Origin of the sequence: Streptomyces sp. NPDC046977 (genome assembly GCF_040644455.1) — a bacterium.
Lineage (GTDB): Bacteria > Actinomycetota > Actinomycetes > Streptomycetales > Streptomycetaceae > Actinacidiphila.
Map to the genome: position 1 here is coordinate 98,006 of NZ_JBEYWO010000007.1, position 25,140 is coordinate 123,145.

Here is a 25,140-nt window from a genome sequence, read left to right on the forward strand (position 1 = left end):
CCCCCGGACGGGGGGTGCGGTATGAACGAGCCCAACCCCTTCCTGGACCCCGCCCGGCAGCGGGAGCTGTACGGGCATGCCTCCCGGCTGGCCGGGCGGACCAATGCCCTGATGCGGGCCAAGACCGTGGGCCGCCCCGTGCCCGAGACGATCGTGAGCCTGGTACGGGCCCACCACGCGCGGCCGGATCGCCTCCGCCTGGTGCTGGACATCGGCTGCGGTCGCGGCACGAGCAGCCTGGTCATCGCCGAGCAGCTCCGGCCGCAGCGCGTCATCGGCCTGGATGCCGCTCCCTCTCTGCTCGCCCAGGCCCGCGGGCGCGCGAAGGAGTTGCCCGACGGCACGGTGGACTTCGTCGAGGGGGACTTCCACGATCTCCCCCTGCCCGCCGGGTCGTGTGAGGTCGCCGTCGCTGCGTTCTGCCTCTATCACTCGCCGCGGCCCCAGGACGTCATCGCGCAGGTCGCCAGAGCCCTCGCTCCCGGGGGCCTTGCCGTGCTCGTCACGAAGGGGCTCGACAGCTACCGCGAGATGGACCAGCTCGTCGCTTCCGCTGGCCTCGACGTGCGTGCCGACAAGCACGAGAGCCTCTACACCACGGCGCACAGCGGCAACCTCGCCGACTTGGCCGCCTCCTCACTCGACGTGATCGCTGTCCTGGACGAGGAGCACGTCTTCACCTTCGAGGGCCATGACCACCTGGCGCAGTACCTGGCCACGAACCCGAAGTACGACCTCGCGCCCGGCCTGTATGGCAACCCCGGGGCTCTGGCGGCGACCTTGCACGAGTTCCTTCCGGACCGGCCGCTGACCACGCGGTCCCTCATCACCTTCGTCGTCGCTCGACCGAAGGAGGGGCAGGCATGACCCTCCCGCAGTTCACCAAGTTCTACGAGACACCGGAGCACGCTGCGGCAGCCGTGCGTCACTACAGGTGGATCGGCCGGCATGCGAAGCCGCTGCGGCAGCCGGCCCTCATTGTCGTCGGGCTGCTTAGCTTGACGTTCGAGCGGGTCGAGGGCCACTCCGTAGGTCCCGAGGACCTACCGCGCATGGCGGAACTGCTGGGGCACGCTCACGGTGCCGCCTGGCGCAGCGACCTGCAATCGGCGTCGCTGGGCACTCCGCACCACTTCGAGGACGGCACAACCTTCGATGGCTACCTCGGCCCCAGGAAGATCGCGCTCCGACGGCGCCACGAGCAGGGCTATCTGCCGGGCAAGGCGTCCCTGGACGCGATGCTCGGCCTGCTGGAAGAGACTGCTCAGGGGCCTACCGCCTTCTACAAGGACAGCAACCCCCGGAACTTCATCATCACCGGGGCTGGGGATGTCGTCACCGTCGACACCGACGACCTGTCCCTCGCCCCGATGGGATACGACCTCGCGAAGCTGATCGCGACGCTCCACCTGACGTACGGACCGCTCACGGACCAGGCCATCAACGCCGCCCTGTTCACGTACAACGCGGCGGCCGAATGCTACGGCGCCCGGCTCGGCGCCACGGACCGCGGACGCCTCGACGACTTCCTCACCCTGCACGCCGTCCTGACCGCCCCGTACCTCGGACGCAACGGCTACCTCTACAGATGGCCGCTCCGTCCCCGCCGCGGAGGAATGTCGTGATCACCACCGAACTCGTCTTCGTACGGCACGGTCAGGCCCAGTGCAACGCCGATGGTCTCGTCGGGGGCCCGCGTACCTGCACCGGACTGACCAACCTGGGTTACGCCCAGGTCGAGCAGGCGGCACGCCGCCTGGCCACCGAGCACCACAACCAGGCCTTCGACCTCGTCTACACCGGCCCGCGCATCCGCCTGATCCAGACCGGCGAGATCATCAGCCAGGCCCTGCAGATCCCCATGACCACCGACGACCGCCTCGACGGCCCCGTGCACGGCGACGCCGACGGCAAGCCATGGACCGCGGTGAAGACCGCCGCAGGTGGCGGCCCTCACGCTCACCCTGACAAGCAGTGGGCCGCCGGCTCCGACACCTGGAACGGCTACCTGGAGCGCGCCTGCCGGTTCCTGCGTGAACTGATCGAGCAGCACCAGGGACAACGCGTCGTCTTCGCCGCTCATGGCGAGACCGTGATCACGGCCCACACCCTGCTCCTGGGCATCCCGATCGGCTCCCCCGCAGGCTTCACGGTCAACCACGCCTCCATCACGCGCTGGCAGCGGCATCGGAACCGGCTGAACCAGACGCGCTGGATACTCGACCGACACAACGACACGGAACACCTCCGCCTCGCACCGGCGGCGTCGTCGTGACCACGGTGACAGGCGACCCGCGGATCCGGCTGGCACGCGCTCTCCTCGGAGCAGTCGAGATCGTGCCAGACCCGCTGCTCCCTCCCCGAGTGGTGCGAGTGGTGGACATCGGCGGGCGGCACTTCGTCGCCAAGCAGCACGACAAGCACGCCCGGTACGTGAGCGAGCTTCACGCCTACCGGACATGGGGCAGCCTTCTGTACGGCCACGCCCCAGAGCTGGTCGGCCGCCACGACGCCACCCGCACCCTGCTCCTGACCGCGCTCGCGGGCGACCGGGCGGAGACCGCGGCGCCGGGCTCCCCCGAGGAGGAGCTGGTCCACCATGAGGCCGGCCGCGTCCTCGGCAAGCTCCACCGTGACACCTCCATGCCGCAAAGCGGAGCCATCGGCGCCGTGCTGGCACAGCGCCTCCAGATCTGGATCGAGCGAGCTGTTCACGACGACCTGATCGACACGACCGAGCAGAACCTGTTGAGCCGTCACGCGGCCGTTCTGAACAGCAGCCTCACGGAGAGCGCGGTCTGCCACCTCGACTACCAGCCGCGCAATTGGCTGATCGGCGACGCCTTCGGTATCTGCGACTTCGAGCACATGCGACGCGACGCCCGCATCCGCGACTTCGCCCGGCTCCAGTTCCGGCGCTGGCAAACAGCGCCCCACCTGCGGACGGCCTTCCTCCACGGGTACGGGCGACCGCTGAACGACACCGAACTGCGCCTCCTGGAGTCATTCGGTGCCATCGAGGCGGCCACCGCTTTGGTCAAGGGCCACAAAGAGAACGACCTCACCCTGAGCGCGCAGGGCCGAACCGTCCTGTCCCAACTTTCCTGATCCTCAACTTCGACCCCACCCCCTTGGAGACTTCCCGTGCCGCAGCACGAGCAGCACCCGACCACCGCCGCCCCTCGTAGGGTCCTGGTGACAGGCTCCGCCGGCTTCATCGGTTCCCACCTCGCACACGTCCTCGTCCAGGCCGGCACCACCGTCGTCGGCGTCGACCGCCGTGACCCGGCCACGGACGCCACCGCCGCCGCCAACCTCAGCCCGTTGTCCGGCCAGCCCGGATACGTACACATCACCGCTGACCTCATCAATTGCGCGATCGAACCACTTCTCCTCGACGCCGACGCGGTCTTCCACATCGCCGGAGTTCCCGGAGTACGGCCCTCCTGGGGGCCCCAGTTCGGCGACTACCTCGCGTCCAACGTTCTGACCACCCACCGGGTACTGGAAGCCAGCACCCGGATCGGCGTCCCCCGTCTGGTCGTCGCTTCCTCCTCCAGCGTCTACGGTCAGACAGCCAACGGCGCGAGCGTCGAGGCAGACCGTCCGCAGCCGACTTCGCCGTACGCGGTGACCAAGCTCGCCGAGGAACAGCTCTGCCTCGCCTACGCCACGCGCCCCAACAGCCCCAGCATCGTCGCCCTGCGGTACTTCACCGTCTACGGCCCGCGGCAGCGTGCCGACATGTTCACCCACCGCGCGCTCCAGGCTGCCATGACCGGACAGCCGCTGCGCCTGTACGGAGATGGCCGTCAACGACGCGACTTCACCTACATCGACGACGTGGTCGCTGCCACGATCGCCGCGGCGACGGTACCGACGGCGCAGGGCGTGATCAACGTGGGCGGCGGATCGAACGCGTCGCTCCTGGAAGTGATCAACATCGTCACCAGCCTCGTCGGACGCGACATCCAGATTCAGCAGGACCGCGCGCGCAGCGGTGACGTCCTCCTCACGAGGGCCGACCCCAGCCGTGCTCACGAGGTCCTCGGCTGGCGGCCCCGGGTCGACCTTCACAACGGGCTGCATGCCCATATGCACGCTCTGGCCGCCCAGGCCCCGAACTACAGCCGAGCCGCGTGACTCCGCGCCCCGCAACCGGAGAGGAGAGTCAATATGGAAAGTGCCGAGCGAGCACGGCTGGACGCCTTCTTCCGGCAGATCACCGCTCAGTTCTCCGCCCGCGAAGCGGTCACCACGCTGGTCATCACTCACCTGCTCCCGGAGCGACCTGCGTTTCTGCGCGCCATGGCAATGGTGTCCACCGTCGGCGCCGTGCTGCCAAAACCCCGGTCGATCCACCAGCCGACACTCGACGAGGTCCGTCGCACCTTCCCCGTCCACGACCTGACCCGGGAACGGTTCACCGACGACACTCAGGCCCTGGACTACCTGGAAGAAACGGCCGGCGGTCAGGACGTCGTCCTGGTCGACATCGGCGGCTACTTCGCAGCGAGCCTTGACATCCTCGTGGGTAAGTTCTCCGGCCGCATCCTCGGCGTCGTCGAGGACACGGAGAACGGACACCAGCGGTACGCGGCGCTCGACTCCTTGCCCTGCCCAGTCGTCTCCGTGGCCCGCTCCCCGCTCAAGGACTGCGAAGACCATCTTGTAGGCCGGTCGATCGTGTTCTCCACGGACGCCCTCGTCCGCAGCCGCGGGGACATTCTCACCAGTCGCCATGCCTGCGTCATCGGCTTCGGCAAGATCGGCCGTGCCATCGCTCAGACCCTGCGCGCCCAGGACCTGCGGGTCACCGTGTACGACAGCGATCCGATCAAACGGGTCCAGGCCCTCTCCCTCGGCTTCCACACCAGTGCGTCCACCACCGAGGCGATACGCAATGCCGAACTCGTCCTGTGCGCCACGGGCAACCTCTCCCTGCGCCAAGACGACTTCGCCGCCCTGCGCAACGGCGCATACCTCGGATCGGTGACCTCCTCCGAGGACGAACTCGAACTCGGGAGTCTCCACGATCTCTACCAGCGCACTCCCATCAGCGCCCAACTGACGCGATACGAGATCACCGGCCACTACTTCTACGTGCTCGCCGACGGCGGCGCCGTCAACTTCGTGCACGGCGCTGCCGTCGGCGCGTACATCCACCTCGTCCAAGCCGAGATAATCGCCGCCACCGCCGCGCTCAGCCAGGCCCGCTTCCAGCCCGGCCTGCACGAGATGCCGCCGGCCGATCGCGTCTCCATCGCCACAACCTGGCTGCACAACTTCGAAAGGTGACCTCCAGTGTCCCCCTCCGTCAGCCACATCCACTCCGTCACCGAGGCGTATCTCGCACGCCATCCGGACGAACGCGCCTCCCTCTCGATGTTGTTCGCCGCACTCGCCACCTCGGACCCCACCAACCGCAGGACATTCCCGACCCACGTGACCTGCAGCGCTATCGTCATCGACAACGACCAGCGCGTACTGCACATCATGCACAAGGCTTCCGGAAAGCTGCTCGCACCCGGCGGACACAACGAAGCTGACGACCAAGACCTTCGCAGCGCCGCTCTGCGTGAGCTGCACGAGGAGACAGGCATTCCGCCCAACGCCGTGGTGCCCCTACCCGGCTACGAGGGCATCCCCGACTGGCGAAGAGTCAGTGTTCCAACCTTGCAGTATTCGGGGGCGAGGTGCTCCGCCAGCTCATGCACAGGACGTAGACGATGCCCCGCAACGCAGCCCGGTCATCCGTCGGCAACCGCCCGGGAAACCGACGTCGTCTGAGCCGGCAAGGAGGCACCAGCGGAACCACCGCCTCCCACAGGTCGTCAGCCACAAGGTCAGCGGACACCCAACAGTCCTGCTGTTTGGGCACGACTCACGGGCTTCGGTGTCAGAATGCGCAGATCAACACGTCACCCTAGGGGGGCCGATGAAACTGGACCGTGTCTACGTCCGGTTCTTCCGTTCGTTCAACTTCGACTACGAGCGCAAGGCCCACCGGGAGGCGAGCGCGTTGGAGTGGGAACGAACCAGCCTCGGCTGGTACCCGTTCGTACGATTGGACGTCGATCCTTACGTCACTGCAGTGGTCGGCGCCAATGAGTCGGGGAAGAGCCACCTGCTTGATGCAGTGAGCATGCTGTTGACCGAAGAGCCCGTTGACCGTCGTGATTTCTGCCGCTACTCGGATTTGTACTCGGTGGAGCACGGGGAACGCCGCGTCTCAGATTTTGCCGGACGTTTCTCGGTAGAGACGGACGAAGACGTCGAGTTGATGGAGTCTCTGGGATACTCCGGAGACGATGCGCGCGAGTTGCACTACGTCCGTTCGGGCAGCGGAGCCTCCTTCGTCTTCACGGCGCGTAATACCGCCCGCCGTGATCTTACGACAGAAGAGGAAAAGGATCTTCGCGCTACGTTTCCGGACGTATTTCTGCTGGAGACGGAGGTCGCTTTGCCGGCGAGCATGCCGATCAGTCGGCTGGCCGGACAGACCATCGATGGTCACCCGGACCGCGCGGGTCGCCGTCGGCTTCTGGACTCCCTTCCCAAGTCCGACGTCGCTGACAACGAAGTGCCCGCCCTATGGTCCAGGATCTCCGGCTTCCTCACGCCGCCAGCAGTCGATCCCATCGTCGCCCAGGCTCGCGAGAAGGAGTTTGAGCTCGGACGCAGCCTCCTGATCGATGTCGCACGAATCGATCCCGCTGCGTTCCGTGACCTCGACGCCGCGCTAACTGCCGAGCGCGAAGGAGAAGTCAACGCAATCATTCAGCGGATGAACGACGCCATCGCCAAACATCTCAACTTCCCGAAGTGGTGGGCACAGGACCGCGACTTTCGACTTCTTCTGTCGCCGCGAGAGCGGGAAGTCGCCTTCACGATTCGGGACCGCACCGAGACCGAGTACTCCTTCGCCGAACGCAGCCGGGGCCTGCGGTACTTCCTCTCCTACTATGTTCAGCTTCGCGCCAACCAGCGCCCGAGCGGACGCGAACAAATCCTGCTGCTTGACGAACCAGACGCATACCTGTCCGGCGTCGGCCAGCAGGACCTCCTGCGCATCTTGGAAGAGTTCGCGAAGCCGGAAGACTCCTCACCCGGTGGACAGGTCATCTATGTGACGCACTCGCCCTATCTCATCAACCGCAATGCCGCGCACCGAATCCGTGTACTGGACAAGGGCAGCCACGACGAAGGCACACGCGTTGTCACCGACGCCAGTCGGAACCATTACGAGCCGCTGCGCTCCTCGCTGGGCCCCTTTGTTGCCGAAACAGCGTTCATCGGCGGCGCCAATCTGTTCGTGGAAGGGCTCGCCGACCAGGTCCTGCTTGCCGGGGTCTCCTCGCATCTGCGCGGCTGCGGCGCGGCTCCCAGCCAGACGCTCAACCTCAATGAGGTCACGATCGTGCCCGCCGGATCAGCAGGCGCCATTCCCTATTTGGTCTTCCTGGCCCGGGGACGGGACGAAATTAAACCACCGTGTGTGGTCTTGCTGGACAGCGACAAGTCCGGCAACGACGCGGCGTCGCGACTTCGCAAGAGCCCAGTCGGCCGGCGGTCCTTCATCAATGCCAATTTCATCCTTTCCGTCGGCTCATGGGCGAAAGACGCCAGCCTGGCTCTCGAACCTAGTGTGGTCGTCGAGGAGCCGGAAGACCTCATTGCGCCCGCGGTCGCCGCGGCAGCTGCCCGCCGCTACGCCGAGCACGTGATCGGCCTCGAATACGAGAACACAGCTAAGCTCACCCCGGGCACCATCAAGACGGCCATGGATGAGAAGCCGCACCTCTGGGACGCAACAGTCAAGGCTTTTTCCCTAGTCTTTCCCGGAGAGCACATCGAGAAGGTTGGCTTCGCGCGTGAAGTCGTGTCGGTGCTGGATGCCACGACCACAGATGAGGGAGAAAGCGTGCTCGTGGAGGCTGCCGAGGCCACTAGAGAGAACTTCAGGCAACTGCTGGGACATCTTGCCGACCTGCTGCACGACGCCAGGACCGTTGAGGACGACGCTCAGCAGCGAGACCGCGTCACCCGGCTCGTTCGGGGTTTCCTGCGCGATCACGCAGATGGTGTCATCCGAGATCGTGCCCGCATTCTCTTCCGTGAGATCGAGAAGGCACTGGAAGACACAGACGAAGGTGACGCTCGCCGGACGCGGCTCGCTGACATGCGGCGCCGGTACGACCTCGGCAGTGAGCCGTTGCAGCCCGTGCCGAACTACGACAACTTCAAAGAAGAGCTCGACGCCTTGCGATATCAGGAACGGCTTGCACACCAGGACCGGCCACGGGAACCGGCGTCACCCACCGAACTGCCAGCCACCGAGCCGGCCATGGCGGCAAGTACACCAACGACAGAACCGCAGTTGACCTCAACGGAAGCACCTACGACGGCATCTGCAACGAACGGATCGACCGCAGGGTGACCGGAGCACAACAGTGAGAGACCATCTGCTGTGAGACGCAGGCAGCTGCGATGCCGGTAGACGTATTTCTCCGGGGCTTCGCCCAGGTGTCTGATGCCTGCACTATTCCTGGAGCGCGAGGTAGTCCGTCCAGTTCTGTTGGGCGAATTTAGCCCACTGGAAGGCGGTGGAGGCCGACAGGCCGAAGAGGTCGCTGACCACGATCGGCGGCAGCTCGGTGATGGCGGTGATCATTGCCGTGTTGCGTGCCGCGCGGGTGGGGAGATCGTGGTTCCGCAGCCGTTTGATGAGGTGGCTGGCGCTCAGGGGGCGACCTGCGTGTCGACCAGGGAGAAGGTAGTCGGGCCCGGAAGACGCGCGGGGCTTGAGCATCGAGCTGGCCTGCGGGCTGGCTATGTGGGCCTTGATGAGCCGGGCCAGCGTCGGAGGCAGCAGTACGGGGTGGCGATCGATGGTGAGGAAGGCGCCGGCGTCGTTCAGTTGGAACTGGGAGGTGGTGATCTCTTTGATGCGCGAGATGGGGAGTGCGTAGAGGCGGATCAGGGCTCCCACGATGCGGACTTCTCGGGGCAGAGCCTCGTCTGTGAGGCATCTCCGCAGCTGTTGCTCGTGCTCGTCGTCCGTCTGAAAGTTCGCAGGGAATCCCTTGCGGGCGAGCTGTGTATCGAGCGATCGAGTCAGCTTTCGCTTCGTGAGCCATCGGACGAAGGAGTGGACGGCTTGCCGTCGGGTGGGGTTCTGCGTGAGCCACAGATCCAGGTCCTCTTGGTGCAGGTCCGGGAGGGTGAGCTGCTGCTGGTCGAGCCAGTTCAGCAGGAGGATGGCGGCTCGGATGTTGCCGCGGTCGGCGGTGGCAGCGCCGGGGGTGTAGCGTCCGCGCACCGCTCGGCGGCGTGCGTCCTTGATGACGTGCCATTCCGCGAAGGGGCTGATGATCCGGGACTGGTGTGGGGGCAGGGCTTCGAGGGTGGCTCTCGCCCAGAGCTCGAGCCGGGCGAAGGTCTCGTGGCGTTCGGGGAGGGCTCCGGTCGTGACGAGGTGATGCCGGACGTTGCGGGTGACCGTGCTCTGAGGCAATCGGTCGAGCAGCCCATGGCTGATCTCGGTGTGCTCCGTAGTGAGTTCGTCAAGGAGTCCAGCCGCGGCGCTGGTCCGCAGCCAGTTCATGACCGACCAGGGCTTCTCCGCTTGGGTGAACGCGTCGGCAAGGGGCTGGAACGGTGGGGCGATCGTGCCATCGGGTCCTGCGAGAAGGTGGGTGACTCGGTCGGTGATGGCACAACGGGTGCATCGGCCGTCGGCGTAGATGTCTCCAGGGTAGTCACATTGTCTGCAGGTCGTGTGCAGGTCAGGGCGTCCGCTGCAGGGGCCGCAGAGGTCCCCGCCCTCCGAGGTGCGTCCTGCGGCTATGCGGGTCTCGCCGCATTCGACGCAGGTTCGAGGGTTGCGTCGGCGGTGGTGGTAGCAGGTGCTGCACAGCACGCCGACCGGGTAGGTCGCGGTCACAGGCTTGGACTTGCCGCAATCAGCGCAAGTTCGAGGCGTCCGTGGCTGGCAACTGTGACAGAGGAAGTTGCCGCCTCTGCGAACAGCGCCTCGGCGTTCATGGCCGCACGCCTCACAAACCGCGATGCGGTGGCGCGAGCACGGCTCGCAGATGTCGGGGCTCGTGTCCGTGGCACGGATCTTGATGGTGGTCTTCTGCCCGCAGATGCCGCATGGGCGCGTCGGCCGTTCGTAGCAACGGGGACAGATCGGGCCGGCGTCTGTGATGGTGCTGGCCCGGGCGACGGTTCCGCAGTGGACGCAGGCGCGTTTGGGTCGAGGGCTGCAGGAGGAACAGAGGTCCGTGCCGTTCGGGCGCCGGCTGGTGGGGCGAAGTCGCTGACAGCGGTCGCACTGACGGTGGTTGGCAGGATCCTTCTGAAAGCAGGAGCGGCAGACCGGGCCGTCTGCCGTACGGCTGTGGATGCGAGTTTGACGTTCGCATCGGGTGCACTGCTGAAGGCGGTCACGTTCGACGCACCAGTTGCAGAGGCGACCGACAGGCGAGTTGCGAGGCAACGGGTCGTCGATGCGTCCGCAGCGTGCGCAGGCGAGCCTGGTGACGGCGTAGCCTGCCGCAGCCAGTTCCAGCAAGAGCCTGGGAAGAGCTGCCGGGCTGTGGGAAATCGGTGCTGTGAACGCGTCAGGATGTTCGGCCAGGTGGGCGGCCAGAGCTCGGGCGGGCCGAGGTTCCCAGGCGTTTGCTGCCTCCAGGATGCGCTGAGCGTCGGTGGAGGTGAGTTGTGATCCGGCAACGGCCCGGACGTGGCGTATCAAGTCAGCTCTGCGGCTTCCCAGTTCGGCCTGGTGGCGCCGCACTCGCGATCTGGCCCGACTGGGCCGACTCGCTGGGTCGCTCACGTGCCGGGGCGACGGACGACCGTCCGGCGCGGTTGTGTGGGCGGGGCGATGTCGGAGTCACCGCCAGCGGTCTTGCGGACCTGAACGTTGACGATTTCGGGCTTGATGAGGTCATTGGGTGTGCAGTCGAGAATGTCGCAGAGAGCTACCAGGGTGTCCATGCTCATGCGCTGCGGGGCCTGGGTAACGAGGCGGTAGACCTGTTCGCGCGAGAGCTGGATTCCGCGCTCGGCGAGCAGGGGAACCAGGTCGGTGGTCTGGAACATGCCGCGCTCGGCCATCAGCTGACGCAGCTGCCAGTGGTATCCCATCTTCTTGATCACGCGGTCACGTCCCAGACGTCGCCCAGTCGGTTCTTCAATGCCGCCTCCAGCAGGTTGTTGCGGTACTCGTTCGACACTCCCATATAGATCGCCGTCGTGGATGCGTGAGAGTGCCCGACCTGCTCCTGGACGAATCGTGCCGGATATCCGAACTCGGTGAGATGGGTGATGTAGCTGTGGCGAAGGCAGTGCAGGTCCAGATCGGGATCCAGCCCGGCCGCCTCGCGTGCGGCGGTGAAGGCGGAGTTGATCGAGCGAGGCGACAGGGTCCCGCGCGCTCGGTGACCCACAGCGCCGGGTGGCGTCCCGGGGCCAGGAGCGGGCGTATCTCGGCCTGCCAGTGCTTCAGGACCTCGACCACCCAGTCCATCTCCGGGACGGTCAGGACCATCCGCCGCTTCGGAGGAGCACCCTTCGACGACTTGCCGAAGCGCACCATCATCGAACCGAAGTTCCCGAAGTCCGGCGCTTGCCTGTTGCGTCGCAGGTCAACGAGGTCCAGACGCGACGCTTCGGTTCGTCGGATGCCGAAGGCGTAGATGGTCTTGATGACGGCCGCGTCCCTCATCGCTGTCAAAGCGGCCTTGCGTCCCTGTCCGCGGATCTTGGAAGGAAGGGAGTCAACGGCGTCGAACAGGGCCTGGACCTCGTCGTAGGTGAGCGGCCGGCGCCGAGGGTCTCCCTCGTACTCGACCGTGTGCATCACCGAGTTGCCTTCGTGAAAGACCTCTTGAGGCAACTCGCCGAACCGCTCTTCGCAGACCCTAAGCCAGTCGTAGCGACTGTCCCTCAGGTACTCGACGAAGAGGCTGATGATGACTTCGTAACCGCGGGCGGTCGACATCTGGATTGGCGTCTGGCCACTTCGCAAGTCTGCGATGAACGCCTCGCCCTCCGCCGGCGTCCACTGCCACGGGTAGAGCCCGGTGAACTCCTCGAACCGCTCGATCAGCCGTCGCCGCGGGTCGATCGTCGAGCTCTTCAGGAAGCGAGCCGACTGCTGCCTCGCCCACCCATCGAGCATGGCCTTGAACACCGCGGCCGCCGGGTCCAGATGGACCACGTTCCGGGCGAGGACAAGGGAGGCCGAACCCGGCGCTGTCGCACTCACGTGACTGTTGTATCAGGTGCAACATTGTTGAATCAATACGCGACGCCCCAGGCCAAGGTCACGCCGACTCAACCACCCCCGTTCCATCGACGTGCTGGAGCAGCCAGAATGGCGTCTTCATCACCGGACGGAATGTTGCATCCAATGCAATTCATCCCGTTTCTCCGGAGACGTGAAACGACATCGCCTCTCACGAACAGGGGACCGGCAGTTGAACTCCGCCCTGCACGTCATGGCCATCACCCAGATCCGCCACCCCACCGCCGGACAGGCCTACTACCAGCGCAAACGCGCCGAAGGAAAAGGCCACAAAGAAGCCCTCCGCTGCCTCAAGCGCCGGCTGGCCGATGTCGTCTACCGCACGATGATCCGCGACCGGGATACCTCTCTGATCGCCCCTGCTTGACACAGAGAGGTGCCGTTCGATGGACAGACCCGGCCCTGGAGAACGTCACCGGGCTCCCGGTCGAGTCGCTCGGCTTCGTCATGCCTGTCCCCGTGGCGCGGGTCTCCGACGACGGACACGGCGGGCACGACATCGAGGCCTCGCCGATCGGCATCGCCTCCTCCGCCGGCGTCCTGGCCGCCCAGCCCACCCCGCACGGCAACTACACCGGCGTGTGGCTGTCGCAGTACGAGTACTTCTCCAGCGGCAGGAGCGGCTCGTTCACGGGCCTGCACTACGTGGTCCTGCTCCAGCACGGCAACCGCGTCACCGCGCGGTCCCTGCCCGGCTCGTCGGACTCGCCGCTCACCATGGACCTGGAGCTCGACGGGCACGTCGTCACCGGTACGTGGACGGAGCAGACCGCGACCGATGGCTACTACCGCGGGGCCCGGTATCACGGCGCGATCCAGCTCCTGGTGGAGCCGACCGGACGGCGCATGTCGGGGAAGTGGGTCGGGTTCGGCAAGGCGTTCGGCGTGAACACCGGCCCGTGGGAGCTGGTCTTCCAGGACGCGTCGACGAACCGCGCCACCCTCGACCAGTACAACCGGCGCCCCGACGCCTGAGCCTGGACGCACGAAAGCGCCCCGCCGTCCCGGCGGATTCTTGGGGTCTTCGCAACACCTGATGGCCTATGTGGTCGTCAGTAGCAGGCGCTCGGCTGGGGTTCTCCAGCCGAGCGTTTTGCGTGGTCGGCCGTTGAGTTGCTGAGCGACGTGTTCGAGGTCTGCGGCGCTGTGCACGGACAGGTCTGTGCCCTTGGGGAAGTACTGCCGCAGCAGCCCGTTGGTGTTCTCGTTCGATCCGCGCTGCCAGGGGGAGTGCGGATCGCAGAAGTAGACGGGGACTCCCGTGGCCAGGGTGAACTGCTTGTGCGCGGCCATCTCGCAGCCCTGGTCCCAGGTCAGTGAGCCGCGCAGATGCCCGGGCAGGGCCTGGATCAAGGGCACTAGGACGTCGCGGACCTCCTCGGCGGTGTGGCCGCCGGGCAGGTGTCCGGGCATGACGTAGCGGGTGGAGCGCTCGATCAGGGTCACGATCGCGCTCTCGCTGCGGGAGCCGACGATCAGGTCGCCCTCCCAGTGGCCTGGCACCGCCCGGTCCTCGGCCTCAGCCGGGCGCTCGGAGATCATCACCATCTCGTCGACGAACCGCCCCACCCTGCATGGCGCTTTCCGTATCGGCCTCCGAAGCCGTGACCGAAGCGCCTTGGACGCCCTGCGTGGTGCGCCCGGCATCGGAGGACACCTGCGGTGTCTGTTCAAGGTTCCACTGCTGCTCGAAATGCGCGTTCAGCGCGGCCAGTTGCGCCCGCGTATCGGGCAGTCGCCTCAACTCTTGCGCGACGCCTGCTTCCACCTCGAAACAAATCCTGGACATGCGAGACATGCCTACAAACATGCGCCAGATGCCGTTCCCCAACCTGGATTTCTTGCGCTGATCACATCTGTGTGCGACACCACAGTCAAGACTTCAAGCGGCCGAGGTTCATATACTTTGGGCGGTAGACAAAGTGACCACGCCTGGCCTTTCGCGTCGTGTGCCCAGATTCAGAGCATCAGGAACAGGTGGTGGCGCAGTAGGGAGATGCGCTCCCCCTGCATTCGGCCACCGTCGTGCTCACGACCCCAAAGCCATGGGCCCGTCATGGGTTCGGTATGTAAATTTCTCGAGTCGATCCGGTTGCATTTCAATCCCCCGCCGACAGCAAGCGGTCGGCCATAGCCCCAGCCGTCGAGGCCCTCGCGGGGATGTACCGGAGGGCTGCGGCTCGGATTACAAGGCGACTACAACCTGCACAATCACGACGAAAAGGCACCATGCCTCTGGTGCCATTTTCTGAATAATCCGACATAGTGGTCGACCTGTCCGCGCAAGCCCCTAATGGAGACACCGCGTCTCCGGCTGGGTCATGTCCCGGAAGCAACGTCGGCTTCGTGTCAACTTGGTGTGTATTTGGTCAACTCGAGCCCAGTACATTACTCCGCGCAAGGCTGATTTCTTCAGCTGTTCATCGACTCCGGAGTTACTGTGAGGCTCTCCCCTCCCCGAAGACATGCGATGTATCTGGGCGTTGCCCTTCTCGTCGCTCTCATACCGCCTGTCACGGCCCAGAGTGCCGCTGCTCTCACGGAGTCGCCCGCGCCATCGACGGCCGCGAGTGACAGCACGGCCCACGCACCTGCCACGGTCACACTGATCACGGGCGACAAGGTGACGGTGACTCCGGGAGCCGCCGGGACAGCTCCCGAGGTGAGCGTCAAGCGCGCACCGGGTGCGACGGGCTCGGTTCGCGTCTCCACCGAGGGCGCGAGCACCTATGTGTACCCGGACGAGGCCACGGCCTACATCGCGGCCGGCCGGCTCGACAAGGAACTCTTCAACGTCACCCAGCTCATAGCCCAGGGCTACGACGACAAGCACACCAGCGAACTCCCGCTGATCCTCACCCACACCAAGGATTCAGCCACCCTCGCGGACGGTGCAGCGAAGAGCAGGACCACCCAGGAGCACGACGCGGCGCTTCCGGGCACCGAGACCACACTGAGCCTTCCCACCGTCCACGGCGAAGCGGTCCGCACCCACCGGTCGAAGGCTGCCGCCTTCTGGTCGGCGCTCACCGGTCCGGCCCGGCACCGGGCCGAGCAGTCGACGGACCGGGAGAGCGGCACGCGGGACACCGCGGTGGCGCCCCCCTTCACCGCCGGCGTCGACCAGGTCTGGCTGGACGGCAAGGCAAAGGCGACCCTCGCCGAGTCCACGGCGCAGATCGGTGCCCCCGCGGTCTGGGCCAGTGGAGGCACCGGCGCCGGGGTCCGCGTGGCCGTCCTCGACACGGGCATCGACGCCGAGCATCCCGACTTCGCGAAGCGCATCGTGGCGTCCCGCAGTTTCATTCCGGGCGAGAGCACCGCTGACGTGCAAGGGCACGGCACCCACACCGCTTCCACCGTCGCCGGGACCGGCGCCGCGTCCGGCGGCACGGAACGGGGAGTCGCCCCCGAGGCCGATCTGCTGGTCGGCAAGGTCCTCAACAACCAGGGGTACGGGCAGGACTCCTGGATCATCGCCGGCATGGAGTGGGCGGCACGGACCGAGCACGCCAAGGTGATCAGCATGAGCCTCGGCGACTCGGCCCGGCACGGCCAGACCGATCCGGTCAGCCGGGCACTGAACACGTTGAGCGCCGAGACCGGAGCACTCTTCGTCGTAGCCGCGGGCAACGGAGGGCCCGGCCCCTACACCCTGGGCGCGCCGGGGACCGCGGACGCCGCGCTCACCGTCGGTGCGGTGGACTCGTCCGACACGATCGCCTCGTTCTCCAGCACCGGGCCGCGTCTGCTCGACGACGCTCTCAAGCCCGATATCACCGCGCCCGGCGTCGGCGTGCTGGCAGCGCGCTCGCACTACCTCAAGGACGGGAGCGAGGACTACTACAGGTTCCTCGACGGCACCTCCATGGCGACGCCGCACGTCGCCGGGGCGGCCGCTCTGCTGGCGCAGAAGCATCCCAAGTGGACCGCGCAGGACATCAAGAACACCTTGATGAGCACCAGCAAGAGGACTCCCGACTACACCCCCTACCAGGCCGGCTCCGGCCGGGTGGTGCTGCCCGCCGCCTACGACGCCGAGGCCTTCGCCACCGGCTCGGTGGACGCGGGGCTGGTCCCCTGGTCGCCCAAGGCGGACCGCCGGCCGATCTCGCGCACGATCACCTACACCAACGTCACGGGCAGCCCCCTCACGCTGAATCTCTCCGTCGACGCGGGCAGCTCTCCCGCCAAGGCCTTCGCGCTGGGCGCCGGCCACGTCACCGTGCCGGCGCACGGGACCGCGCAGACCGAGCTGGTGGTGGACCCGAAGGGGCTCGCCGCCGGTCAGTACTCCGCGCAGGTCGTGGCGAGCGGCCGCGGTCCGGCGGGCCGCGTCACCCTGCACACGGCTGCGGGCGTCTCCGTCGAACCCGAGAAGCGCAACCTCACCATCAAGCTGAAGGACCGGTCCGGCCGGCCCATGAGCGGTGCGGTTCTCATCACGGGTGACAATGGTGTCGACACCAGTGTGTACGTCCCCGAGGACGGGACGTTCACCAGCCGCTGGATCCCCGGCACATACACGCTCCGCAGCTATGCGGACGTGGAGGGCCTGCACGGACCCCACTCGCTGGGGGAGGCCGTGCTGGTCGAGCCGGAGGTCGATCTGACGTCCGACCGCACGGTGGTGCTCGACGCCTCGAAGGCCCGGCAGGTGAAGGTGGCGACACCCAAGCCGACCGCCGTCGTCCAGACCAGGATCGACGTCTGGCGCTCCTTCTCCTCGACCGAGCCCGACCCGGACGCCGAGGACATGTTCGACGCGGTGTTCCCCCCGCTCGCCTACGACAGCCTGTGGGCCCTGCCGACCAAGACCAAGGTGAAGAAGGGCAGTTTCGCCTTCGGCACCAGGTTCCGCGCGCAGCAGGCGCCGCTGACGTTGTCGTACGGAGGACAGGACCTCGACGACGCGCTGCTGCAACCCGGCACCAAGGCGCTGCCTGACGGTACCTCTCACCTGGACGCCGTCTTCGCCGGCGACGGTGAGCGGGCCGACTACGCCGGTCTGTCGGCGCGCGGCAAGGCCGTGGTCGTGCGCCTCGGCGACGCGGTCTCCACGGACCAGGCAGCGGCGGCCGCACAGGCCGGTGCCGCGATGCTCGTGGTCGTCAACAAGGAATCCGGCCGCCTGGGCGACCTGTGGTACGGCAAGCCGGACTTCAGCACGACCGGGCCGGTCCCGGTCGCGTCGGTGACCCTGGACGAGGGCGAGGAGCTGATCAAGGAGATCTCCAAGCCCGGCAAGAAGCAGGTGAAACTGGCGGTGGAGGTCCACGCCACGCCCGAGTACCTGTACGACCTGGCCGACTACCACATCGGCGCGGTGCCCGAGGATCCCTCCGCCGACACCGATCCCCGCGACCTCGCCCGGATCGACCTCGACTTCACGCCGCCTCCCGGTCAGGCCGCCACCGAGCGGCGGAACGACTATCCTCCGTACTCGTGGCCGGGCGAGACCGCGCTCCAGTGGGGCGCCGTGCACCTTCCGTTCCCGCTGACTCCGGTCGTCGCGGGGAAGCGCACCGACTGGGTCTCCACCAACGGAGTCCGGTGGCAGCAGTTCGGCAACGCGGGAGCGGAGTCGACGCGCGCCGACACCGTGACCTACCGGCCGGGCAGCGAGCAGCAGGACCGCTGGTTCGGTCCCATCAACCGGCCACGCCTGCTCAGCAACGAAGGCCTGCACCGCCTCCCGATGGGGGCGCTGGCCATCGACCTCGGCGGGGGCAGCGATGCGGGATCCGCGCACAGCGGAGGGTCCACACACATGACCTCGCTCTACCAGGGCGAGAGCAAGCTCTCCGAGAGCCCCTTCCCCAGCTTCGGCGCCAGCGACCTGGCGCCGGAGAGGCTTCCGTACCGGCTGGTCGTCGACACCACCGGCGACCCGGCAGCCGGCCCCTACTCCTCCACCACCCACACCGAGTGGAGCTTCACCTCCGGCGCCGTCACCGCATCGCAGTCGATCCCCCTGGTCCAGCTGGACTACGAGACGGACCTCGACCTTCAGGGTCGGGCGAAGCACAGAACGGACATCGCCATCACGCCCACCGTGGTCGGCGGATCCACCGCGAAGGACACGGTCTCCTCGCTCCTGCTCGACGTCTCCTACGACGACGGAAAGACCTGGCACGCACAGAAACTGAAGGAGAAGAAGGGAACCTGGCAGGCGTCCCTGACCGCGCCGTCCGCAGCGCAGTACGTCTCGCTACGGGTCACCGCCGCCGGGCAGCACAGTGGCGACGGCATCACTCAGACCATCAACCGGGCCTTCGGCCTCAACCCGTGAGGAAGGAGGGATGAGGCCGAACTGAGGTCCGGCCAGCCGGCCGAACCCGGGGGAGGGGCCGCACGGCCCCTCCCCCTCCCTCCCCGACACCGGGAGGACGGCAATGTTGGACCGACGGTGGCTGACACAGGCATGTGACGGGTGCTCGCCCGGCCTCTCGTGTTGCCCTGGCCGGGGCCGGCAGCCACTTCTTCCGGTGCTCGCCTTCAGGGCGGGTCACAGCCCTCACCCGCGCGGCGGTGGTCCTGCCGCTATCGAGCGTGCGGGCGATCCACTGGGCCGACAACAGTGCCCCGGTAACGGCTTAGCTTGATGTTTGACCTCGCTGGGCCACCTGACCTGCTGATCTTGGTTCCTTCCTGAGACAGCAGGACGGCCGCTCTTCACGCTTCGAAGACGAGAGCCTTGGCGCAGTGACAGCCATCCCCACCTTCTACACATTTCATACCTTCCTACTGTTTCGCTTGCAGAGGTTCTCTTGAGTAAGTCACGCCCCGTCAGACAAGGGTTGATGGCGCTCGGCGTCGCCCTGACGACGCTGACGGCCCTGATACCGGTTTCCGCCAGTGCCGCCGCCCCGCCAAACCCTCCGACGCCCGTCGGCGCACCCGCGGGTACTTCCGCTCCCCGCACTGTCACCCTCATCACAGGTGACAAGGTCACCCTCACCACCGCGGCGAACGGCACCGCGCCCAGTGAGGTCAAGGGCCCGCACGGCGAGGCCGTTGATTTCCAGATCAACAAGGCCGGAAAAGACACTTACGTCTACCCGGACTCCGCCCTGCCGTACGTCTCCGCCGGGCTCCTCGACAAGGGCCTGTTCAACGTCACGCAGCTCCTCGCGGACGGCTACGACGACGCGCACACCGACCGTGTTCCCCTGATCGTCAGCTATGACGACAGCGCCGCCCGCTCCCAAACGCTTCCCGTCGGGGCCGCGAAGACTCGCACCTTCAGCAGCATCGGCGGCGCCGCGCTGACCGAGAGTCACGACCGCGCCGCCGACTTCTGGTCCGAACTCACCGGAGGGGCCGGCGCCGCCCGCGCCACCGGCGGCGACCAGCCCTCCTTCTCCCACGGCATCACCAAGATCTGGCTGGACGGGAAGGTCGAGGCATCCCTGGCCGACACCACAGCGCAGATCGGCGCCCCGGAGGTGTGGGCGTCCGGCGACACCGGCAAGGGAGTCGATGTCGCGGTGCTGGACACCGGCGTGGACGCCGGGCACCCGGACCTGGCGGACCGCATCACGGCCTCGGCCAGCTTCGTGCCGGACGAGAGCGCCCTCGAAGACGTCATCGGCCACGGTACGCACGTCGCCTCCACCATTGCCGGAACCGGCGAAGCCTCGGGTGGAAAGGAGCGGGGCGTCGCCCCCGGCGCCGCGCTGCACATCGGCAAGGTCTTCGGCGTGCGGTGCGATTTCTGGGACTGCAGTGCCGTGGGCCAGGAATCGTGGATCCTGGCGGCCATGGAATGGGCTGCCCGGGACCAGCACGCCAAGATCATCAACATGAGCCTCGGCAGCGGCCCGTCCAGCGGCGACGATCCGATGAGTCAGGCCGTCAACGAGCTGAGCGCCGAGACCGGCGCGCTCTTCGTCATCTCGGCGGGCAACAGCGGCGCCCCGAACTCCGTATCCGCGCCGGGCAGCGCGGACGCCGCACTCACCGTGGGCGCCGTGGACACCGCCGACCGGCTCGCCGACTTCTCCAGCCAGGGCCCGCGCTCAGGCGACTACGGGCTGAAGCCGGAGATCACCGCACCGGGAGTGGACGTGCTCGCGGCACGTTCGCAGGCGGTCGAAGGTGAGGGCTACTACCAGACGATGAGCGGCACCTCGATGGCCGCTCCGCACGTCGCGGGAGCCGCCGCGCTGCTGGCCGCGGCCCACTCGGACTGGACCGGTCAGCAGCTCAAGGACGCCCTCATCAGCTCCACCAAGTCCACCCCGCAGTACACGCCCTACGAGGCCGGCGCGGGCCGGCTGGACGTCGCGGCCGCCGTGCGGTCCACGGTGTTCGCGACCGGCAGCGTCTATTCCGGCTACGCCCCGTGGCCGTACAAAGCCGGTGAGAAGGTCGACAAGACGGTGACCTACACCAACACCGCCGGCACCGCGGTCACGCTCAATCTGGCGGTCAACACCCCCGACGCCCCCAAGGGTCTGTTCGCCCTGTCCGCAACCCGGGTCACGGTGCCCGCTCACGGCACCAGCAAGGTCACGCTCACCGCCGACCTGGACCGTGCCCCGGTGGACAGCCATTTCAGCGGAATGATCAACGCCACCGGCGCCGACGGAAAGGTCGTCGCCCACACTCTCATCGGCGTCGCCAAGGAGGCCGAGCGCTACAACCTCTCGGTCGTCGCCAAGGACCGCGGCAGCAAGCCGCTCTCCGGGGAACTCACCGTGGCGGGAGCGAATTTCCTCGATGAGTCCGTGATCGACGCGTCCGGCACGACCACCTTCCGGATACCGGTCGGTACCTACGCCGTGTGGCTCAAGGCCGATGTGCAGGGCACGCACGGCCCGCACTCCCTGGGCATGGCCGTACTGAGTGCTCCTGAGATCGTCCTGGACCGCAACCGCACGGTCACCCTGGACGCCTCCGCCGCCCAACAGGTCAGGGCCGTCGTCCCGAAGGAGACCGCCGACTCGGAGATCCGTATGGACATCTACCGGGCCTTCGGCGCCGACCAGTTCACGGCCGGAACCCTGCAACCCACCACGCCTGAGTACGACAGCATGTGGGCGCTGCCCACCGGCAAGAAGGTCACCAAGGGCGACTTCACCCTCGGCGCGCGCTGGCGCAAGGAGGAGCCCGTGCTGAAGGTGTCCGCCGGCGAGCAGAGCTTCGACGACCTGCGGGTGCAGCGCGGCGAAAGGCTGCTTCCCGAGGGACGGACGACCCTCGACGCGGTCTTCGCCGGACAGGGTGATCCGGCCGACTACGCCGGGCTGCGGGTCAAGGGCAAGATCGCCGTGGTGCGGCACAACGACACGGTCTCGGTGGAGAGTCAGGCGATCGCCGCCGCGGAGGCCGGCGCCCGGCTGCTGCTGGTCGTCAACGACGGAACAGGCCGACTGGCGCCCTGGACCAGCGCCGTGACGTACTTCAGCGCCCTGCCGCCGGTCTCGGTGGCAACCCTCACCCGGGACGAGGGAGAGGAGCTCATCACCCGGATTCAGCGCGGCAAGACCTCGCTGCACCTGGACTTCAGCCGCGTCACGGATTACCTGTACGACTTGGTCCGTCACTACGACGGCGCGATTCCCTCCGACCTGACCTACCGGCCGGAGAAGGACGACCTGGCCCGCGTCAACGTCTCCTTCCGCAACTACCAGCCGGACAGGGCGGCCGACTACCGCCGGGACGTCTGGCACGGAATCGCGATCGACTCCTCCTTCTTCCACGAGGCTCCGGCGCAGGGTGAGCGCACCGACTGGGTCTCCGCCGACCAGGACATCCAGTGGCGTGAGTACGCCCAGATCCCCGGCGAAGTCCAGGAGTGGGCCCCGGCGACGCGTTACAAGGCGGGTACCACCAGCGACGTTCACTGGTTCGGTCCGATCCAGCGTCCCCGCCTCGACAACCAGACGGGGACGGAGGTGAGGACCGACGACAGCTTCTACATCGACGTCCCGGGCTGGGGTGACTCCGGTGGCAACCACGTGGGCGCCACTTCGGAAAATCCCATGGCCGACAACACGGTGACGCTGTATCAGGGAAGCACCTTGCTGTACCAGAATTATGGCGAGTCTGTGGAGGCCTTCGAGCTCAGCCCCGACCGCCTTCCCTACCAGCTCGTCTCGGAGAATGCCCGGGGCTTCTGGGAGAACCCCTACTCCACCAGCACACGGACCGAGTGGGGTTTCACCTCGGGGGCCGGTGAGCCCGGCAAAACCACGACCCTGCCGCTGATCCAGCTCGACTACAAGGTCGACATCGACACCGCGGGCAAGGCTCGCCGGGACGCCAAGCTGGTGGTCACCGCCTCCCATCTCCCCGGAGGACCGAGCTCCAGGACGATCGACACCGTCACGGCCGACCTCTCCTACGACGACGGCGCCACGTGGCACAAGGCGACCCTCACCCACCGCGGTGACGGCTGGGAGACCGAGCTCCACGCTCCCGCCCGCAGCACGTACGCCACCCTGCGTGCCTCCGCGCGCGACCGCCAGGGCAACACCGTTTCCCAAAGCATCATCCGGGCCTTCGGGCTGAAGTAACCACCCTCGACCCCGTCGCCCGGCGGGCCGCGCACCGCGGCCCGCCGGGCGACGGGCCCATACCGTCCCGTGCAACCACCTCTTGGCTCTTCTTGGCTCCTTTCGGCTCCTCGTGGCTACTAAGGATTAATGCGTGATGTCGTCGGGGCTTGTGGCGAGGCCGGTGCCGTGGAGGCAGCCGGTGATGATGGTGGGCCGGTACTGGATCTGGCGCAGGCCCCGGCGGACTGCGGTGACCAGGTGCGTGTAGTCGGCGAAGGCGATGTTGGCCAGGCTGGTGCGTCGCAGGCTGGACCAGATCCCTTCCACGGGGTTGAGGTCCGGTGCATAGGCGGGCAACTGGAAGACGGTGAGCCAGTCCCGGGCCGTGGTCCAGGCGCGCATCGCGCGACTGAGGTGCAGGCCGACGTTGTCCCAGACCAGCACGATCGGTCCGCCGAGCTTGCTGTGGGCGGAGGTGAGCAGGTCGCGTAAGGGCTCGCAGAGAATCAAAGTGTTGCTTCCGGGCCTGTGGCTCGTTGATGTGGTATGGGCATCTCTGATGAGGTTCGCGGTCAACTCACTTTGAAGTTCGCAGGGTTGTTCCCACATCTGGACGAGCGGCAGCGGCGGCTGTTGATGGGTGCCGAGGCCCGGGTCCTGGGACATGGAGGGATCCGGGCCGTCGCGCGAGCGGCTGGAGTGAGTGAGACCACGGTCCGCGGAGGCGTGAACGAGCTGGAATCCGGGGCGGAGCCCTTGGGGCGGGTCCGCAGGCCCGGCGGCGGACGGAAGAAAGCGGCCGAGGTGGATCCGGGGTTGAGGACGGCCCTGCTCTCCCTGGTCGAGCCAGACGAGCGTGGAGACCCGATGTCGCCGTTGCGCTGGACCACGAAGTCCACCCGGAACCTGGCGGCCGAGCTCACCCGCCAGGGGCACAGGGTCGGAGCGGACACCGTGGGAGACCTGCTGCGCGAGGAGGGGTTCAGCCTCCAGGCCAGCGCCAAGACCATTGAGGGCGCACAACACCCTGACCGTGACGCCCAGTTCCGCTATGTCAACGATCAGGCCAAGCAGCACATGGACGGCGGCGACCCGGTGATCAGCGTGGACACGAAGAAGAAGGAGCTGGTCGGCGACTACAAGACCAACGGGCGCCAGTGGCGCCCGGAGGGAGATCCGGTGCAGGTCAAGACGCACGACTTCCTGGACCGTCAGCGATCCCGTACGGGATCTACGACGTCGCCGCGAACACCGGCTGGGTGAACGTCGGCACCGACCATGACACCGCGGCGTTCGCGGTCGCCTCGATCCGCCGCTGGTGGCAGGCCCGTGGCCGGCTCGACTACCCGCACGCCAGCCGACTGCTGATCACCGCGGACGCCGGCGGGTCCAACGGCCACCGCACCCGCGCCTGGAAGACCGAACTGGCCGTATTCGCGGCGGAGACCGGCCTGGAGATCACCGTGTGCCACATGCCGCCGGGCACATCGAAGTGGAACAAAGTGGAGCACCGGCTCTTCTCCCACATCAGCATGAACTGGCGCGGCAGGTCACTGATCAGCCACGACGTGATCGTGAACAGCATCGTCGCGACCACCACCGGCACCGGGTTGCGCGTCGAGGCCGAACTCGACACCGGCACCTACGACACCGGAATTAAGGTCACCGACGCCGAGATCGACGCCCTGCCCATGCACCGCCACCGGTTCCACGGCGACTGGAACTACACACTGCGTTCCGGGCACCCGCAGCCAGTCCCCGGCAAAGGTCCCGAGGCCAACGCGCCGACAGCCACGATGCGACGGACGGCGCAGCGCATCACCCCCGGCCAGCTGCGTGACCCAGAGCTGACGGGCATGACAGGAACCCAACTGAATTCCCTGGTCAATGAGCTGACGCCCGCCCTGCAAGCGGAGCACGAGCTGGGCCGGTATCGTCAACGCGGCGGCGAGCGCCGCCGGGCACCCGGAGCAGGAGCCAAGCCGAAGCTCTCCCCGGCTGACCGGATCCTGGCCACTGTGCTCTACCAGCGCAAAGTCGGCACCCAGGACCTCATCGGCCGACTCTTCGCCGTCGACAGGAGCACCATCACTGGTGCGGTCAACGAGGTCCGACCCCTCCTCGAGCGCCACGGCCACCACATCGCCGCTTCGACAGCCCGCTTCCGCACCCCTGCCGACGTGATGAACTACCTCACGCCGCGAGCCACCGACCCCACCCACGCAGACATCAAATCGGCGTGTTGATTCTCTGCGAGCCCTAAGTCCTTCCAGGAGAAGCCTTTGCGGCCGTCGGCCCGCCGGTCACCGGTGCACC

The 25,140-nt window shown here is 67.1% G+C and carries 16 protein-coding genes and 3 pseudogenes; 13 read left to right on the forward strand and 6 right to left on the reverse strand.

Annotation, left to right across the window (positions count from 1 at the left end; translation table 11 throughout):
- The first annotated feature begins 21 nt into the window (after positions 1-21).
- The 8 genes from ABZ883_RS13140 (at position 22) to ABZ883_RS13175 (ending at position 8,440) form a co-directional block, all read left to right on the forward strand.
- The gene (locus ABZ883_RS13140) at positions 22-867 is read left to right on the forward strand and encodes a class I SAM-dependent methyltransferase (protein ID WP_360905699.1); all 846 of its coding nucleotides are present in this window, start codon (positions 22-24) and stop codon (positions 865-867) included.
- Positions 864-1,625: a phosphotransferase gene (locus ABZ883_RS13145; protein ID WP_360905700.1), complete on the forward strand. Its 762-nt coding sequence runs from the start codon at positions 864-866 to the stop codon at positions 1,623-1,625. The genes ABZ883_RS13140 and ABZ883_RS13145 overlap by 4 nt, the downstream gene beginning before the upstream one ends.
- Positions 1,622-2,275, forward strand: a complete 654-nt coding sequence (locus tag ABZ883_RS13150; protein ID WP_360905701.1) for a histidine phosphatase family protein — start codon at positions 1,622-1,624, stop codon at positions 2,273-2,275. Before ABZ883_RS13145 ends, ABZ883_RS13150 begins: the two co-directional genes overlap by 4 nt.
- The gene (locus tag ABZ883_RS13155) at positions 2,272-3,108 is read left to right on the forward strand and encodes a phosphotransferase (protein WP_360905702.1); all 837 of its coding nucleotides are present in this window, start codon (positions 2,272-2,274) and stop codon (positions 3,106-3,108) included. Before ABZ883_RS13150 ends, ABZ883_RS13155 begins: the two co-directional genes overlap by 4 nt.
- Before the next feature lie 36 nt (positions 3,109-3,144).
- Positions 3,145-4,143: an NAD-dependent epimerase/dehydratase family protein gene (locus ABZ883_RS13160; protein ID WP_360905703.1), complete on the forward strand. Its 999-nt coding sequence runs from the start codon at positions 3,145-3,147 to the stop codon at positions 4,141-4,143.
- A 33-nt stretch (positions 4,144-4,176) separates the two neighbouring features.
- Positions 4,177-5,298 (forward strand): adenosylhomocysteinase, encoded by a 1,122-nt coding sequence (locus ABZ883_RS13165; RefSeq protein WP_360905704.1) that lies wholly within the window; start codon positions 4,177-4,179, stop codon positions 5,296-5,298.
- A gap of 6 nt (positions 5,299-5,304) precedes the next feature.
- On the forward strand, positions 5,305-5,790 hold the full coding sequence (locus tag ABZ883_RS13170; protein WP_360905705.1) for an NUDIX domain-containing protein: 486 nt from the start codon (positions 5,305-5,307) through the stop codon (positions 5,788-5,790).
- 148 nt (positions 5,791-5,938) lie between these two features.
- A complete protein-coding gene (locus ABZ883_RS13175; protein WP_360905706.1) occupies positions 5,939-8,440 on the forward strand; it encodes an AAA family ATPase in 2,502 nt (833 codons plus the stop codon).
- A 102-nt stretch (positions 8,441-8,542) separates the two neighbouring features.
- Here ABZ883_RS13175 and ABZ883_RS13180 read toward each other — a convergent pair whose 3' ends face one another.
- The 3 genes from ABZ883_RS13180 to ABZ883_RS13190 form a co-directional block, all read right to left on the reverse strand.
- Positions 8,543-9,607, reverse strand: coding sequence for a hypothetical protein (locus ABZ883_RS13180; protein WP_360905707.1), 1,065 nt, complete (start codon positions 9,605-9,607; stop codon positions 8,543-8,545).
- Positions 9,608-10,842: 1,235 nt separating this feature from the next.
- Entirely contained in the window at positions 10,843-11,169 is a 327-nt protein-coding gene (locus ABZ883_RS13185; protein ID WP_360905708.1) for a helix-turn-helix transcriptional regulator, read from the reverse strand.
- The gene (locus tag ABZ883_RS13190) at positions 11,166-11,459 is read right to left on the reverse strand and encodes a tyrosine-type recombinase/integrase (protein ID WP_360905709.1); all 294 of its coding nucleotides are present in this window, start codon (positions 11,457-11,459) and stop codon (positions 11,166-11,168) included. Before ABZ883_RS13190 ends, ABZ883_RS13185 begins: the two co-directional genes overlap by 4 nt.
- A 912-nt stretch (positions 11,460-12,371) precedes the next feature.
- Between ABZ883_RS13190 and ABZ883_RS13195 the strand changes: the two genes are divergently transcribed.
- Both ABZ883_RS13195 and ABZ883_RS13200 read left to right on the forward strand, forming a co-directional pair.
- Complete coding sequence (locus ABZ883_RS13195) at positions 12,372-12,686, forward strand: transposase (protein ID WP_360905710.1); 315 nt, start codon at positions 12,372-12,374, stop codon at positions 12,684-12,686.
- Complete coding sequence (locus tag ABZ883_RS13200; RefSeq protein ID WP_360905711.1) at positions 12,683-13,294, forward strand: XRE family transcriptional regulator; 612 nt, start codon at positions 12,683-12,685, stop codon at positions 13,292-13,294. The genes ABZ883_RS13195 and ABZ883_RS13200 overlap by 4 nt, the downstream gene beginning before the upstream one ends.
- Before the next feature lie 66 nt (positions 13,295-13,360).
- On the opposite strand, the pseudogene ABZ883_RS13205 reads toward ABZ883_RS13200, so the two are convergent.
- Positions 13,361-13,882: pseudogene (locus ABZ883_RS13205) on the reverse strand (IS30 family transposase); the annotation flags it as partial.
- Positions 13,839-14,117 (reverse strand): hypothetical protein, encoded by a 279-nt coding sequence (locus ABZ883_RS13210; protein ID WP_360905712.1) that lies wholly within the window; start codon positions 14,115-14,117, stop codon positions 13,839-13,841. The pseudogene ABZ883_RS13205 and the gene ABZ883_RS13210, both read right to left, overlap by 44 nt.
- A gap of 864 nt (positions 14,118-14,981) precedes the next feature.
- On the opposite strand from ABZ883_RS13210, the gene ABZ883_RS13215 reads away from it, so the two are divergent.
- Positions 14,982-18,611, forward strand: a complete 3,630-nt coding sequence (locus ABZ883_RS13215; protein ID WP_360905713.1) for a S8 family serine peptidase — start codon at positions 14,982-14,984, stop codon at positions 18,609-18,611.
- A gap of 511 nt (positions 18,612-19,122) precedes the next feature.
- Positions 19,123-22,842 carry a S8 family serine peptidase gene (locus ABZ883_RS13220; RefSeq protein WP_360905714.1) on the forward strand — a complete coding sequence of 1,240 codons (3,720 nt, stop codon included), beginning with the start codon at positions 19,123-19,125 and terminating at the stop codon, positions 22,840-22,842.
- A gap of 126 nt (positions 22,843-22,968) precedes the next feature.
- Here ABZ883_RS13220 and ABZ883_RS13225 read toward each other — a convergent pair.
- Positions 22,969-23,313: pseudogene (locus ABZ883_RS13225) on the reverse strand (transposase); the annotation flags it as partial.
- A 57-nt stretch (positions 23,314-23,370) separates the two neighbouring features.
- On the opposite strand from ABZ883_RS13225, the pseudogene ABZ883_RS13230 reads away from it, so the two are divergent.
- Positions 23,371-25,070 (forward strand): annotated as a pseudogene (locus ABZ883_RS13230) (ISAzo13 family transposase).
- Positions 25,071-25,140: the final 70 nt, after the last annotated feature.